Source organism: Sphingomonas sp. CFBP 13720, assembly GCF_014842075.1.
Classification (GTDB): domain Bacteria; phylum Pseudomonadota; class Alphaproteobacteria; order Sphingomonadales; family Sphingomonadaceae; genus Sphingomonas.
Genome location: NZ_JACYVA010000005.1, coordinates 146,330 through 159,466, shown reverse-complemented (window position 1 = coordinate 159,466; position 13,137 = coordinate 146,330). Strand labels below are relative to the sequence as shown.

General features: G+C 66.6%; 13 protein-coding genes. 7 read left to right on the top strand and 6 right to left on the bottom strand.

The annotated features are described in order from the left end of the window. Positions 1-2 precede the first annotated feature (2 nt). Entirely contained in the window at positions 3-560 is a 558-nt protein-coding gene (locus tag IFT55_RS12130; protein WP_249403791.1) for a CAP domain-containing protein, read from the top strand. A gap of 48 nt (positions 561-608) precedes the next feature. Here the strand turns inward: IFT55_RS12130 and IFT55_RS12125 are convergent, their stop codons facing one another. The 3 genes from IFT55_RS12125 to rph are packed head-to-tail and all read right to left on the bottom strand — an operon-like array spanning position 609 to position 2,224. Further along, positions 609-824, bottom strand: coding sequence for a hypothetical protein (locus tag IFT55_RS12125; protein WP_192092370.1), 216 nt, complete (start codon positions 822-824; stop codon positions 609-611). Between the two features lie 57 nt (positions 825-881). Continuing rightward, positions 882-1,511, bottom strand: a complete 630-nt coding sequence (gene rdgB / locus IFT55_RS12120; protein WP_192092368.1) for an RdgB/HAM1 family non-canonical purine NTP pyrophosphatase — start codon at positions 1,509-1,511, stop codon at positions 882-884. Continuing rightward, a complete protein-coding gene (rph, locus tag IFT55_RS12115; RefSeq protein ID WP_192092366.1) occupies positions 1,508-2,224 on the bottom strand; it encodes a ribonuclease PH in 717 nt (238 codons plus the stop codon). Before rph ends, rdgB begins: the two co-directional genes overlap by 4 nt. Positions 2,225-2,321: 97 nt before the next feature. Here rph and IFT55_RS12110 point away from each other — a divergent pair, with 97 nt between their 5' ends. From IFT55_RS12110 to IFT55_RS12085, 6 genes are all read left to right on the top strand, one after another. Continuing rightward, a complete protein-coding gene (locus IFT55_RS12110; RefSeq protein ID WP_192092364.1) occupies positions 2,322-2,822 on the top strand; it encodes a DUF6438 domain-containing protein in 501 nt (166 codons plus the stop codon). 236 nt (positions 2,823-3,058) lie between these two features. Next, complete coding sequence (gene hrcA / locus IFT55_RS12105) at positions 3,059-4,099, top strand: heat-inducible transcriptional repressor HrcA (protein WP_192092362.1); 1,041 nt, start codon at positions 3,059-3,061, stop codon at positions 4,097-4,099. Positions 4,100-4,117: 18 nt separating this feature from the next. Continuing rightward, a complete protein-coding gene (locus tag IFT55_RS12100) occupies positions 4,118-4,681 on the top strand; it encodes a nucleotide exchange factor GrpE (protein WP_192092360.1) in 564 nt (187 codons plus the stop codon). Between the two features lie 47 nt (positions 4,682-4,728). Beyond that, positions 4,729-7,458, top strand: coding sequence for a [protein-PII] uridylyltransferase (locus tag IFT55_RS12095; protein ID WP_446740727.1), 2,730 nt, complete (start codon positions 4,729-4,731; stop codon positions 7,456-7,458). Positions 7,459-7,514: 56 nt separating this feature from the next. Next, entirely contained in the window at positions 7,515-7,904 is a 390-nt protein-coding gene (locus IFT55_RS12090) for a VOC family protein (protein WP_192092358.1), read from the top strand. Further along, positions 7,877-8,065, top strand: coding sequence for a hypothetical protein (locus tag IFT55_RS12085; protein ID WP_192092356.1), 189 nt, complete (start codon positions 7,877-7,879; stop codon positions 8,063-8,065). Before IFT55_RS12090 ends, IFT55_RS12085 begins: the two co-directional genes overlap by 28 nt. Before the next feature lie 724 nt (positions 8,066-8,789). Here IFT55_RS12085 and IFT55_RS12080 read toward each other — a convergent pair. From IFT55_RS12080 to IFT55_RS17445, 3 genes are read right to left on the bottom strand one after another with little or no spacing between them, the layout of a single operon-like run. Further along, complete coding sequence (locus IFT55_RS12080; RefSeq protein ID WP_192092354.1) at positions 8,790-9,191, bottom strand: DUF3035 domain-containing protein; 402 nt, start codon at positions 9,189-9,191, stop codon at positions 8,790-8,792. Then, a complete protein-coding gene (gene lspA, locus IFT55_RS12075; protein WP_192092352.1) occupies positions 9,184-9,690 on the bottom strand; it encodes a signal peptidase II in 507 nt (168 codons plus the stop codon). Before lspA ends, IFT55_RS12080 begins: the two co-directional genes overlap by 8 nt. Further along, positions 9,690-12,779 (bottom strand): isoleucine--tRNA ligase, encoded by a 3,090-nt coding sequence (locus IFT55_RS17445; protein WP_192092350.1) that lies wholly within the window; start codon positions 12,777-12,779, stop codon positions 9,690-9,692. The genes lspA and IFT55_RS17445 overlap by 1 nt, the downstream gene beginning before the upstream one ends. Positions 12,780-13,137: the final 358 nt, after the last annotated feature.

Sequence of the window (13,137 nt, the reverse complement as noted above, 5' to 3'; positions counted from 1 at the left end):
TCATGCGGTGGATACAAATAGCGGCGCTGTTGCTGGCCGGTTGCACGGTGGCCCCGGTCGCTCCGCCCGAGCGCGTCGTCGAACCGCGCAGCTTCGCCGGCGACGCCCCGCGTGGACCGGCGCGGTTGCGCGAGGCAATGGAGGCGGGGCACCGTGCCGCGCGGATCGCGGTCGGCGCGCCGTCGCTGACATGGGACGCCACGCTGGCGGCGGACGCGAAGCGGTATGCCGATACGCTGGCACGCACCGGCCGCTTCGAACATTCGCCACAGCCGCGCGGCGTGCCTGAGCAGGGCGAAAATCTGTGGACCGGTACGCGTAATGCCTATCGCTATGGAGAGATGGTCGGCCATTGGGTCGCGGAGCGGCGCGACTATGTCCATGTCGCGGTGCCCGCGTCGTCGCGGACGGGCAAATTCGGTGATGTCGGCCACTATAGCCAGATCGTGTGGCGCGACACGCAACGCTTCGGCTGTGCCGAGGCAAGCAATGCGACCGATGATTTCATCGTGTGCCGCTATGTCCCGGCCGGAAACGTCGCGGGGCGGGTCGCATATTGATGCCGTGGCGGCGCAACGCGCGCCGTCGATCACCCGCCCCGAAAGGACCTAGCCCCGCGCGCCAGCGATCATCTTGGCGGCGATCGATCGCACCGCGCCGTCGTCCCTGTCCGCGCCCGACACCGGATCGCCCAGCTTGTCGAGGCTGGCATCTAGCGAATCGAGCAGGCCGGGATGGCGTTCCTCGACGTAGCGCATCGTCCAGAACAGCAGATGTTCGACCGCGATCTCGCGGTGGCGGGTTTCGGTAATCGCGTCGGGCATTGCGTGCTCCTCATATTCGAAGCCCCCCAATGCCCGGACGCACCCCCGCGTTCCGTATCAGAACACCGCCGCGACCAGTTGCGCAAAGGCATCCGCCCGGTGGCTGATCGCGTGCTTTTCGTCCGGGTCGATCTCGCCATAGCTGCGGTCCATCCCCTGCTGGACGAACATCGCGTCATAGCCGAAGCCGTTGTCGCCGCGCGGTGGCCAGACCAGCGTGCCGTCGACCCGCCCCTCGAACCATTCGACATGACCATCGGGCCACGCCAGCGCCAGCGCGCAGACGAAATGCGCCGCGCGGCTGTGATCGGGGCCGCTCGCCTGCATCCGGTCCTCGACCAGCCGCATCGCCGCGCCGAAATCCTTCGATTCACCCGCCCAGCGTGCGGAAAAGATCCCCGGATCGCCGTTCAGCGCTTCGACGCACAGTCCGCTGTCGTCCGCCAGCGCGGGCAGGCCCGACAGGTCGGCCGCCTGCAACGCCTTCAGCTCGGCATTGGCGACGAAGGTTGTGCCGGTTTCCTCCGGCTCGGGCAGGTCCAGCTCGCCCGCCGAGATCGGTGTCACGCCATAGGGACCCAGCAGCGCCGCTATCTCCCGGATCTTGCCGGGATTGTGGCTGGCGATGACCAGTCGGCCGGGCGTCAGCTTGCGGATCGCCTGCGGCTCCTTGCCCTCGCCGCTCATCGACCGGTCGCCCGCAACTGTTCGGCGAAGATCCGGCCGCAGCCGATGCGCGCCAGCCGCAACAGCCGCAGCAACGCTTCCTCGTCATAGCATGCGCCCTCGGCGGTCGCCTGCACCTCGGCGATGTTGCCGTCGCTGGTCAGCACGAAATTCGCGTCGGCATCGGCACCCGAATCCTCGATATAGTCGAGGTCGAGCACCGGCGTGCCCTGATGGATGCCGCAACTGATCGCCGCGACCTGACGGCTGATCGGGTCGACGGTCAGCTTGCCCTCGCGCATCAGGCCGTCGACCGCGAGACGCAGCGCGACCCATGCGCCGGAAATCGACGCGGTGCGCGTGCCGCCATCGGCCTGAAGCACGTCACAATCGAGCGTGATCTGGCGCTCGCCCAGTGCCTTCAGGTCGACCACCGCGCGCAGCGATCGCCCGATCAGCCGCTGGATCTCCTGCGTCCGGCCCGACTGCTTGCCCTTGGCCGCCTCGCGGTTGCCGCGCGTGTGGGTGGCACGCGGCAGCATGCCGTATTCGGCGGTGATCCAGCCTTCGCCCTTGCCGCGCAGCCATGGCGGCAGTCGCTCTTCGATCGACGCGGTCACCAGCACGCGCGTGTCGCCGAAGCCGATCAGGCACGACCCCTCGGCATGGCGGGTATAGCCGGTTTCGATCGTGATCGTGCGCATTTCGTCGGGGGTGCGGCCGGATGGGCGCATGGGAATCTCTCCTGAAATCGGCCTTGCCCTAGCGATCCGTTCATCCATGCGCCAGTCGCCGCACGGTAGAAGCGACACAGAAAAAGGGAGGGGCACCATGAAGATCATCGCCTTGGGAATGCTGACGATGCTTGGCGGGTGCGTGATGGCGGTGGGCAACACCACGACCAACGCGCCGCCGGTCGCGATCGAACGTGAGACGATCACCTACGAAACCACGCCCTGTTTCGGCACCTGTCCGGTGTACAGCGTGACGATCCAGCCCGATGGTTCGGGCGTGTTCGACGGAAAGCGCTTCACCGCCGTCACCGGCACACGCACGTTTCGGGCGACCCCAGCGCAATACCGCGCCTTCGCTGCGAAACTGCAGCCCTATCGCCCGGAACAGGGTGAGAAGATTGTTCAGCCCGGATCGCCCGACTGCGGCAACGCGCCGACCGACATGCCATCGGTCGATATCCGCTGGACCGAGAACAGCGGCGGATCGCAGCGCCTGTCCTATTATTACGGATGCCGTGGCGCCGACGGTGCGATGGCGGACACGCTGCGCGCCGCCCCCACCGACCTGCCGATCGCCGCGTTCATCGGCAAGCGCTGAGCCAGTGTCTGATGAAAGAAGCAGTATCCGTCCATGCTGAGTAGGGACTGAGCTTGCCGAAGACTCGTATCGAAGCACGGGTGGCAGTCCTTCGATACGCCATTTCGGCTTCGCTCAATGGCTACTCAGGATGGAACGGTAACAGTTTCATGAAGCCCTCGGCCCTCTGGCCCCGGCCGGAGACAGACACGGGCAGGAACTTTCTTCTTTAACCCATCCCCCCTACATCCTTTGCCATGACCCCGCCCGTCCATGAACTGACCGACCGCGCGCGCGAGATTTTCCGCATCGTGGTCGATTCGTATCTGGCCACCGGCGCGCCGGTCGGGTCGCGGACGATCGCGCAGCGCAGCGAACTGAACCTGTCGCCCGCGTCGATCCGTGGCGTGATGCAGGATCTGGAGGAAGCCGGGCTGCTCGCCGCTCCGCATGTCAGCGCGGGGCGGATGCCGACCGATTCGGGCCTTCGGCTGTTCGTCGACGGCATGATGCATGCGATGGAGCCGTCGCAGCACGAACGTGCCGCGATCGAGGCACAGGCCGGGTTTCAGGGACCGGTCGAGGAAGCGCTGGCCGGCACCGCCGCCGCGCTGTCGGGGCTGTCGGCCAGTGCCGGGCTGGTGCTGGTTCCCAAGCACGAACCGGTGCTTCGGCAATTGTCGTTCGTGCCGCTGTCGGCGGATCGCGCGCTGGCGGTGCTGGTCGGGGCCGACGGATCGGTCGAAAACCGCGTGGTCGAACTGGCGCCGGGCACCAGCCCGCTCGCGCTGGTCGAAGCGGGCAATTACCTGACCGCGCGCCTGTCGGGGCTGACGCTGGGGGAAGCGCGGGCGCGTATCCTGCGCGAGATAGGACAGGAACGCGCCGAACTGGACGCGACCGCGCGGACGCTGGTCGAACGCGGGCTGGCGGTGTGGAGCGAAGATGGCGGCCATCGTCCGGTGCTGATCGTGCGGGGACAGGCGCGGCTGATCGACGAAGCGGCGTCGGGGGATCTGGAGCGCGTCCGGCAATTGCTCGACGAACTCGAAGGCAAGGAAGAGATCGCCCGTCTGCTCGAATCGGCACAGGGTGGCGACGCCGCGCGGATCTTCATCGGGTCGGAGAACACATTGTTCGCGTTGACCGGATCGTCCGTCATTGCCAAGCCGGTCCGCGCGCTGGACGGGCGCGTCGTCGGCGTGGTCGGCGTGATCGGGCCTGTCCGGTTGAACTATGCACGGGTCGTTCCCATGGTGGATTTCACCGCGGCGACGCTGGCCCGCCTGCTTGGCTGAAGACGAAAAGAGACCGGAATGACTGATACCCCCGCCAACGACGACACCGCCGATCTGCGCGACGCGACCGCCGAGGCCGCACCCGAAGTCGCCGAGGCCGATCGCGCCGCCGCGCTGGAAGCGCAACTGGCCGACGCGCAGGCCGAGGTGCTGTATGCCCGCGCCGATCTTCAGAACGTGCGCCGCCGTTCCGAAAAGGAAGTGGCCGACGCGCGTGCCTATGCCGCCACCGCCTTTTCGCGCGACGTCCTGTCGGTCGCCGACAACCTGTCGCGCGCATTGTCGGTGATCCCCGACGACCTGCGCGGCGACGAACGGTTGAAGGGGCTGATCGTCGGCTTGGAAGCCACCGGGCGCGAACTCGACAGCGTGTTCGCCCGGCACGGCATTTCAAAGATCGTCGCGGTCGGCGAAACGCTCGACCCCAATCGGCATCAGGCGATGTTCGAAGTACCGTCGGACGATGCCGCGCCCGGCACCGTGGTTCAGGAAATCCAGACCGGATACATGATCCGCGACCGGCTGTTGCGCCCCGCGCTGGTCGGCGTCGCGAAGGCGCCGGTCAAGGAAGGTGACGCCTGAACGAGATCGCACAACCCGATCTCGCCACCCCGCCGCGTTTCGAACGCATCGTCGATCCGACCGCGATCGTCGATCCCGCGCGGCTGGCGGGGGCATTGGCGGCATTGCCTGACGATCCCGACCGCGCGGCATTGCGCCGCGCGGCGACCGTCGTGCTGCGCGAGGCGCTGGTGCGCGGCCGGAACGAGATCGAGCGCCGTTTTCGCGAAGACCCCAGCCGGGGGCTGCGCACGGCGGCGGCCTATGCCTATCTGACCGATGCGATCCTCGTCGCACTGGCCGACGTGGTCGTGCGGCGGGTCCATCCCAACCCCAATCCGACCAATGCCGAACGCATGACGCTCATCGCGGTCGGCGGCTATGGCCGGGGCGAGATGGCACCCTATTCCGACGTCGATATCGGCGTGCTGACCCCGTGGAAGCAGACCGCGTGGTCGGAAAAGGTCATCGAATCGCTGCTGTACGCGCTGTGGGATCTGGGGCTGAAGGTCGGCCATTCGTCGCGCTCGCTCGACGAAATGGTGCGACAGGCCAAGGGCGACGGCACGATCCGCACCGCATTGGTCGAGGCACGCTATGTCTGGGGCGATACCGGCGTCTATGCCGAAGCGGCGCAGCGCTTCAAGACCGAGGTGCAGGAAGGCACTGCCCGCGCGTTCATCGCCGACAAGCTGGCCGAACGCGATGCCCGGCACAAGCGGATGGGCGACACCCGCTATGTGGTCGAACCCAATGTGAAGGAAGGGAAGGGCGGGCTGCGCGATCTGCACGCGCTCTTCTGGATCGGCAAATACGCCTATAACGTGAACCGCGCCGCCGAGCTGGTGCGCGCCGGGCTGCTCAGCGGTCCCGAATTTCGCAAGTTCAATCGTGCCGAGGATTTCCTGTGGGCGGTGCGGTGCCACCTGCACCTCATTACCGGGCGCGCGGAAGAACGGCTGACGTTCGACGTACAGACCGAAATCGCGACGCGGATGCGCTATTCCGACCGGCTCGGCAAATCGCGCGTCGAACGCTTCATGCAGTTCTATTTCCTGCAGGCGAAGCGCGTCGGCGACCTGACCGGCATGTTCCTCAGCCATCTCGACGAAACCTATGCCGCGCGCGGCGGCCGGTTCGGCCTGCCCCGGCTGCGGCGGCGGCCCCGGCGGCTGCATGGCTTCGTGCTCGATCGCGGTCGGCTGGCGTTGCCGAAGGACGATTTCTTCGCGCAGGACCCCGTACGGCTGATCGAAATCTTCGCGCTGGCCGATCTGCACGCGCTGGAGATACATCCGCTGGCGATGCGCGCCGCGTCGCGCGATGCCCGCCTTGCGGTGCATGTCCGGTCGCACCCGCGCGCCAACGCGCTGTTCCTCGACGTGCTGACCTCGCCGCGCGACCCGGAGTTGGTGCTGCGCTGGATGAACGAGGCGGGGGTGTTCGGCCGTTTCATTCCCGATTTCGGCCGCATCGTCGCCCAGATGCAGTTCGACATGTACCACCATTATACGGTGGACGAACACACGATCCGCATGATCGGCCTGTTGTCACAGGTCGAACGCGGGCTGCTCAAGGACGATCATCCGCTCGCCACCGCGCTGTTCGACGGCATCGTCCAGCGACGTGCGTTGTATGTCGCGGTGCTGTGCCACGATATCGCCAAGGGGCGCGGCGGCGATCATTCGATCCTCGGCGCGGAGGTTGCCGAACGGCTGTGCCCGCGTCTCGGCCTGACCCCGGCGGAAACCGAGACGGTGGCGTGGCTGGTGCGGCACCACCTGTTGATGTCCGCCACCGCGTTCAAGCGCGACCTGTCGGATTTCAAGACGATCCTCGACTTCACCGGCGTGGTGCAAAGTCCGCAGCGGTTGCGCATGCTGCTGGTGCTGACGATCGTCGATATCCGCGCGGTCGGTCCGGGGACGTGGAACGGGTGGAAGCGTCAGCTGCTCTCGACGCTGTTCGAAACCGCCGAGGAAGTGCTGCGGCTAGGCCACAAGCAGCGCGGGCGCGACGAACGCATCGCGGAGAAGCAGGAAACGCTGCGTCGGACGCTGGGCTGGGACAAGGAAACGCTGGCCGCCTATGTCCGGCACCTGCCGCCGGCCTATTGGATCGCGGAGCCGGACGACGTCATCGCCGCCAATGCGCAACTGGTCGACCAGTCGGGCGACACTCGCCTGTCGATCGAAACCAGCGTCGACGAGGATCGCGGCGCGACGCTGGTCACGGTCCATGCCGCCGACCATCCCGGCCTGTTCTATCGCATCGCCGGCGCGATCCATGCGGCGGGCGGCAACATTATCGACGCACGCATCCACACCACGCGCACCGGCATGGCGCTCGACAATTTTCTCGTTCAGAATCCGTTGGGCGGGCCGTTCGACGACGCCGGACAGCTCGAACGGCTGAAGACGACCATCGCCGACGCGCTGGCCAACCGCCTGCGGCTGAACGACCGGCTGGCGGCCAAGCCGCTGTCGCGGCCGCGTGCAGACGCGTTTCCGATCGAACCCAACGTGCTGATCGACAATGCCGCGTCGAACCGTTTCACGGTGATCGAGGTCAATGCCCGCGACCGCCCGGCATTGCTCCACCATCTGGCGCAGGCGTTGTTCCAGTCGAAGGTGACGCTGCATTCGGCGCATGTCGCGACCTATGGCGAACGTGCGGTCGACACCTTCTACGTCACCGATCTGACCGGCGACCGCATCACCGGCCAGTTGCGGCTCAAATCGCTCGAACGGCGCATGCTCGATGCGGCGGCAGGCAAGGATTTTGCCGTTTTCGCCTGACGCTTGCCTGTCCACCGTCGCCATGGCAGCATCGGTGCGCGGCGGAGGAGCAGCACATGGCGGTACTCGGACTGGGCGGCGTATTCTTTCGGGCGCGCGATCCCGATGCGCTGACCGAATGGTATCGCGATTATCTGGGCATCGGTGCGGGTTGCGTCGTGGAGGGGGCAGGGCCGGCCGATCCGTGGATGTGGCGCACGCTGGGCGGTCCGGTGGTCTTCGCCCCGTTCAAGGCCGACACCGATTATTTCGCGGCGGACAAGGCGTTCATGCTCAACCTGCGCGTCGACGATCTGGAAGGCATGCTGGAACAGCTGAACGCCGCCGGGATCGCGATCGAAACGCGCGAGGAATGGGACTCCCTCGAAACCGGCCGCTTCGCCCGCATCCACGATCCTGAAGGCAACGCGATCGAACTATGGGAGCAACCGCCATCGGCTGGGTGATCGTGGCGGCGCTGATCGGCGCCATGCTGGTCGTGGCGATCGCCGCCGCGCGGTCGCGGCCCAAACGCCGTGCGAACGGTGGCGGCTTCGACAGCATCGAAACCGATGGCGGTTCGGATTCAGGTGACTGCGGCAGCGATGGCGGCTGCGGCGGGGATTAGATCGGATCGACGATCAGTGCGATGGCGGCCCCTGCCGCCTGCACGATCGTCACCCCGGACATGTTCCCCGGTCTACCGTGCGGTAATCGCTGGCGGTCGAGCCGTTCTCCGCGTCGTTGGGGTCAGGTGGACCTTGGAAGGGGTCCGGGGTGACGAACGAAGGCCAGTTTTCGCTGAATGTGGATCTGGCCCGGGACGTCAGCGGCCCAGACGCCGCGCTCCGGGTACGCGGTGCGACTGTACGGCGCGAACGGACCTTTTGGCGTAGGATGTACCCCGCCTTCTCCGTTCGTGCTGAGTAGGGGCTGAGCGAAGTCGAAGACCCGTATCGAAGTACCGGCTGGCGTCCTTCGATACGCCATTTCGACTTTGCTCAATGGCTACTCAGGATGGACGGTGCTGGAGAATGATCCGGGTCCAGACCGCCTTTTCGCCCCGTCGAGCATCGGTTCGGCCGGACGGCGTGATCCACGTCCGGCCGGGATTCAGCGGCCCGGTCATCATCCCGGACATTTCCCGCGCCTGTCCGAGCAAGAGCAATGCCGAACGACGCTCGGTCGGCAGACATCGCCACACGGCGAACCCCTAAACACCTTCGGGGCGACGGTCCCGCACTATGACGAGGTCCGATGCGGCCCACCGTCACTCAAACCGGGAAGTCTCGGCCAATACCTCGCTACGCCAAGCCGGGGGACGGGCTATGCAACCCGGCCCAACCGCGCCGTTACGGCGTGGTCGTCCGCGCATTCTGTCCGTCGCCCTGTGGTGCTGCGACGATGTCGCGGGTGGTCGATCCCTTGTCGACCACATTGGTCGCCGGATCGGCCACGCCCGACCGGATGCCGGCATCGGCCTGCGCATTGCCCGCCTGTTCCAGCGTCAGCCGTTCGGTCGCGCTGCGCGCGGCGGGGCCGCCGAACAGCGCCTGCATCGCCTGCGTCGACGCGGCGGTATCCTGCGGACGCGGGGCGCCCGGCTGCGGCGGGACCAGCGAGAAATCGGGCGGGATCACCAGCGGCGCCTGACGCGCCACCGCGAACTCGTCGGGGCGCTGGCGGTTGAGCGCATTGCCCTGACACCCGGCAAGGAGCAGGCCGAGGCTGCTGACGACGACGAACTTACGCATTGGCCTTCTCCACAGGGACGTCGGTCTTGTCGCGGGCGAACAGCGCCCGTGCGAGCAGGACCAGCACGCCGATCGTTATCGCCGCATCGGCGATGTTGAATACCAGAAACGGGCTGTACCCGAAAATATGGAAGTCGGCATAATCGACGACATAGCCCAACCGCACGCGGTCGATGATATTGCCAATCGCGCCGCCCAGCACCAGCCCCAGCCCGGCCAGCTCGACCCGGTCGGTCTCGCGCCGGATCCAGAACGCCACCCCGGTCGCGATCGCCGCCGTCAGCGCCACCAGCGCCCAGCGCGCGGTTTCGCTGCCCGCCTGCAACAGCCCCAGCGACACGCCGAAATTCTGGACGAAGCGCAGGGTGAAGACCGGCAGCAATTCCCGCTCCGCACCCGGATAATCGATGCCCATCGGCCCGGTGACGACATGCTTGACCAACTGGTCCAGCACCAGCACCACCACCGCCAGCACGATCGCGATCGACCGGTTCCGCATCACGCCACCACCGTCGCGCAACGGCCGCACAGCGCACCGTCCTGTTCGACGTCGGGCAGATGCCGCCAGCACCGTCCGCATTTCGCATAGTCGGTGCGCGTCACCGCGACCTCGCCTTCTGCCGGCGTGACCTTCGCGACGATGAACAGCTCGGCCAGCTCGTCGGCATCCAGCGGCAGCGCCGGCACCGTCACTTCGGCCTCAAGGCTCGACCGCACCGTCTTGGCGCGGCGCAGCGGCTCGATCGCCTCGGTCACCTGTTGGCGCAGCGTGCGCAGGTCGGCCCATTCCGTCCCCATCGGCCGGTCGGCGGGCAGCGCGGGCAATTCCGGCCATTCGAGCAGATGGACCGATCCGTCCTCGCTGGGGAAGCGCGCCTGCCACACTTCCTCGGCGGTGAACGCAAGGATCGGGGCGGCATAGCGCACCAATGCATGGAACAGCGTGTCGAGCACGGTGCGATACGCGCGTCGCTTCGGATCGTCCGCCGCGTCGCAATACAGCGAATCCTTGCGGATATCGAAGAAGAACGCCGACAGATCCTCGTTCGCGAAGTCGAGCAGCGCGCGGGCATAGCGGTTGAATTCGAACGCCTCCGCCGCGCTGCGCAATTCGGTGTCGAGCGTGCCGAGCAGGTGCAGGACATGGCGTTCCAGCCCCGGCATGTCCGCGACCGCGACCCGTTCGCGATCGTCGAACCCGTCGAGCGCGCCTAGCAGATAGCGGAAGGTATTGCGCAGCTTGCGATACGCATCGCCGGTGCCCGCCAGCACTTCCTTGCCGATCCGCACGTCTTCGAAATAATCGGTCTGCGCCACCCACAAGCGCAGGATGTCCGCACCCGATTCGCCGATGATCTTCAACGGGTCGACGACATTGCCCAGCGATTTGGACATCTTGCGGCCATTGCCGTCCAGCGCGAAGCCGTGCGTCAGCACGGTATCGTACGGCGAACGTCCGCGCGTGCCGCAGCTTTCGAGCAGCGACGACTGGAACCACCCGCGATGCTGGTCCGATCCTTCGAGATACAGGTTCGCGCGCGTGCCCGCGCCGAAGCGCTTCTCGATCGTGAAGACGTGGGTGCAACCCGAATCGAACCATACGTCCAGAATGTCGGTCACGACCTCGTAGTCGGCCAGATCATAGCCGTCGCCGAGCAGCGCCTGATGATCCGCCGCGAACCACGCATCGGCCCCGCCATCGGCGAAGGCGGCGAGAATGCGGGCGTTGACGCCTTCGTCGCGCAGATAGTCGCCGGTCGTCCGGTGCACATACAGCGCGATCGGCACGCCCCACGCCCGCTGGCGGCTGATGACCCAGTCGGGCCGGCCCGCGACCATCGCCCCGATCCGGTTGCGCCCCTTGTCGGGCACGAACCGCGTCTGCTCGATCGCATCGAGCGCGATCTGGCGAAGGGTAGCACCGTTGCCTGCGGCCGCTCCACCGACCCCGGAAGTCGCCCCGGCCCCGAACGTCGTCCCAGCCCCGGACGTAGCCCCGGCTCCCGACGTAACCACGGCCCCGGACGACATCCCAGCCCCGGACGTAACCCCGGCCCCCGACGTCACCCCAGCGAAAGCTGGGGTCGCCAGCCGCTCCAGCCCTACGCTCGCCAACAGCGGATCGCCGGCCCCACCGATAGCGGCCCCAGCCTGCGCTGGGGCGACGCCCGCGCCCCACGATGCGGTTCGAGCGCCGACCTCCGCGCTCCGGTCCATCGGGATGAACCATTGCGGGGTCGCGCGGAAAATGACCTTCGCCTTCGACCGCCAGCTATGCGGATAGCTGTGGGAAAAGTCGTCCGACGCAGCGATCAACGCGCCCGCGTCGCGCAGGTCCGAACAGATCGGGCCGTCGGACGCCACGAACTTCTTGTTGATGACGCTCCCCTGACCGCCCAGCCACAGCCAGTCGGCGCGGTAGCTGCCATCCCCTTGCACCGCGAACACCGGCTCGATCCCGTTCGCCTTGCACAGGTCGAAATCGTCCTCGCCATGATCGGGCGCCATATGGACGAGGCCGGTGCCGGCATCGGTCGTCACGAAGTCGCCCGGCAGGAACGGGCGGGGCTTCGCGAAGAACCCGCCGAGCGCGTGCATCGGATGGCGCGCGGTCGCGCCGGCGAGCGCCGTTCCAGCAAAGCCGTTCGATACAAAATTGGCTAGGTTGCTATTCTCGTCCAGCCGATCAGGCTCGCTATCGAGTTTCTCCAGAGTGATTCCGGTACGCGCTTTAAAACGATCGATAAGGTCAAATGCGACAACGTAACGCCGTCCATCGCTCGCCTTGAAATGATGGTAATCAATCTCCGGCCCATAGGCCAAAGCCTGATTGACCGGAATCGTCCACGGCGTCGTCGTCCAGATCACCGCATACGCACCCTCCAACTCGGGAGCATTCGGCGCGCTATCAATCTGGAACGCCACGTCGATCTGCGTGGAAACCACGTCCTCATATTCGACCTCGGCCTCGGCCAGCGCGGTCTTTTCGACCGGCGACCACATCACCGGCTTGGCCCCACGATACAGCTGGCCCGACATGGCGAACTTCAGCAACTCCGCCGCGATCGTCGTCTCGGCGTCGAACTTCATCGTCAGATACGGATCGGCCCAGTCGCCCATGATGCCCAGCCGCTGGAACTGGCCCTTCTGCACATCGACCCATTTGGCGGCATAGGCGCGGCATTCGGCGCGGAATTCTGCCGCCGGCACTTCGTCCTTCGACCGCTTCTTCGCGCGATAGGCTTCCTCGATCTTCCATTCGATCGGCAGGCCGTGGCAATCCCATCCGGGGATGTACGGCGCGTCCTTGCCCATCAGCGACTGGGTGCGGACGACGATGTCCTTGAGCACCTTGTTCATCGCATGGCCCATATGGATGTCGCCATTGGCATAGGGCGGGCCGTCATGGAGCAGGAAGCGTTCGCGTCCCGCCCGTTCGGCGCGCAGCCGGTCGTACAGCCCGATCCGCGCCCAGCGGTCGAGGATCGCCGGTTCCTTGGCGGCAAGGCCGGCCTTCATCGGGAAATCGGTCTTCGGCAGGAAGACGGTGTCGCGCCAGTCGCGGGCAGGTTCGGTCGTATCGGTCATGAGCGGCCAAGCGATTAGCCGATGCACGATGCCGCGCATAGCCTCCTCACGCTTTCCTACACGGCGCGGCGATGGCAGGGGGAGGGCGCTCTTTCGATCGTTCAGACCCCTGCCCCGTGATGGTGCCTTCCTCGGCAGCGCGCAATCCTTCGCGCATGCCCGGCGGACGGACGCTTCGGTCGCCTATGCCGATGTCCGCGAGTGTGACTTTCGTGACCTTTGGCGCATTTCGCTGCGCTGTCGGCATCTGTCCGCCCGCACGCAACGCGTATGGAACACCGGTGCAACGGCCATGTCGCACCTCGCGCCGATCGGCCCGATCGCGCCAATGCGACGGACGCCGATGCACGTTCGCGCA

What these genes read in the sequence shown, in the direction of transcription:
- IFT55_RS12130 (WP_249403791.1), top strand. Translation starts at nt 3, where the DNA reads ATGCGGTGGATACAAATAGCGGCGCTGTTGCTGGCCGGTTGCACGGTG.
- IFT55_RS12125 (WP_192092370.1), bottom strand. Translation starts at nt 824, where the DNA reads ATGCCCGACGCGATTACCGAAACCCGCCACCGCGAGATCGCGGTCGAA.
- rdgB (WP_192092368.1), bottom strand. Translation starts at nt 1,511, where the DNA reads ATGAGCGGCGAGGGCAAGGAGCCGCAGGCGATCCGCAAGCTGACGCCC.
- rph (WP_192092366.1), bottom strand. Translation starts at nt 2,224, where the DNA reads ATGCGCCCATCCGGCCGCACCCCCGACGAAATGCGCACGATCACGATC.
- IFT55_RS12110 (WP_192092364.1), top strand. Translation starts at nt 2,322, where the DNA reads ATGAAGATCATCGCCTTGGGAATGCTGACGATGCTTGGCGGGTGCGTG.
- hrcA (WP_192092362.1), top strand. Translation starts at nt 3,059, where the DNA reads ATGACCCCGCCCGTCCATGAACTGACCGACCGCGCGCGCGAGATTTTC.
- IFT55_RS12100 (WP_192092360.1), top strand. Translation starts at nt 4,118, where the DNA reads ATGACTGATACCCCCGCCAACGACGACACCGCCGATCTGCGCGACGCG.
- IFT55_RS12090 (WP_192092358.1), top strand. Translation starts at nt 7,515, where the DNA reads ATGGCGGTACTCGGACTGGGCGGCGTATTCTTTCGGGCGCGCGATCCC.
- IFT55_RS12085 (WP_192092356.1), top strand. Translation starts at nt 7,877, where the DNA reads ATGGGAGCAACCGCCATCGGCTGGGTGATCGTGGCGGCGCTGATCGGC.
- IFT55_RS12080 (WP_192092354.1), bottom strand. Translation starts at nt 9,191, where the DNA reads ATGCGTAAGTTCGTCGTCGTCAGCAGCCTCGGCCTGCTCCTTGCCGGG.
- lspA (WP_192092352.1), bottom strand. Translation starts at nt 9,690, where the DNA reads ATGCGGAACCGGTCGATCGCGATCGTGCTGGCGGTGGTGGTGCTGGTG.
- IFT55_RS17445 (WP_192092350.1), bottom strand. Translation starts at nt 12,779, where the DNA reads ATGACCGATACGACCGAACCTGCCCGCGACTGGCGCGACACCGTCTTC.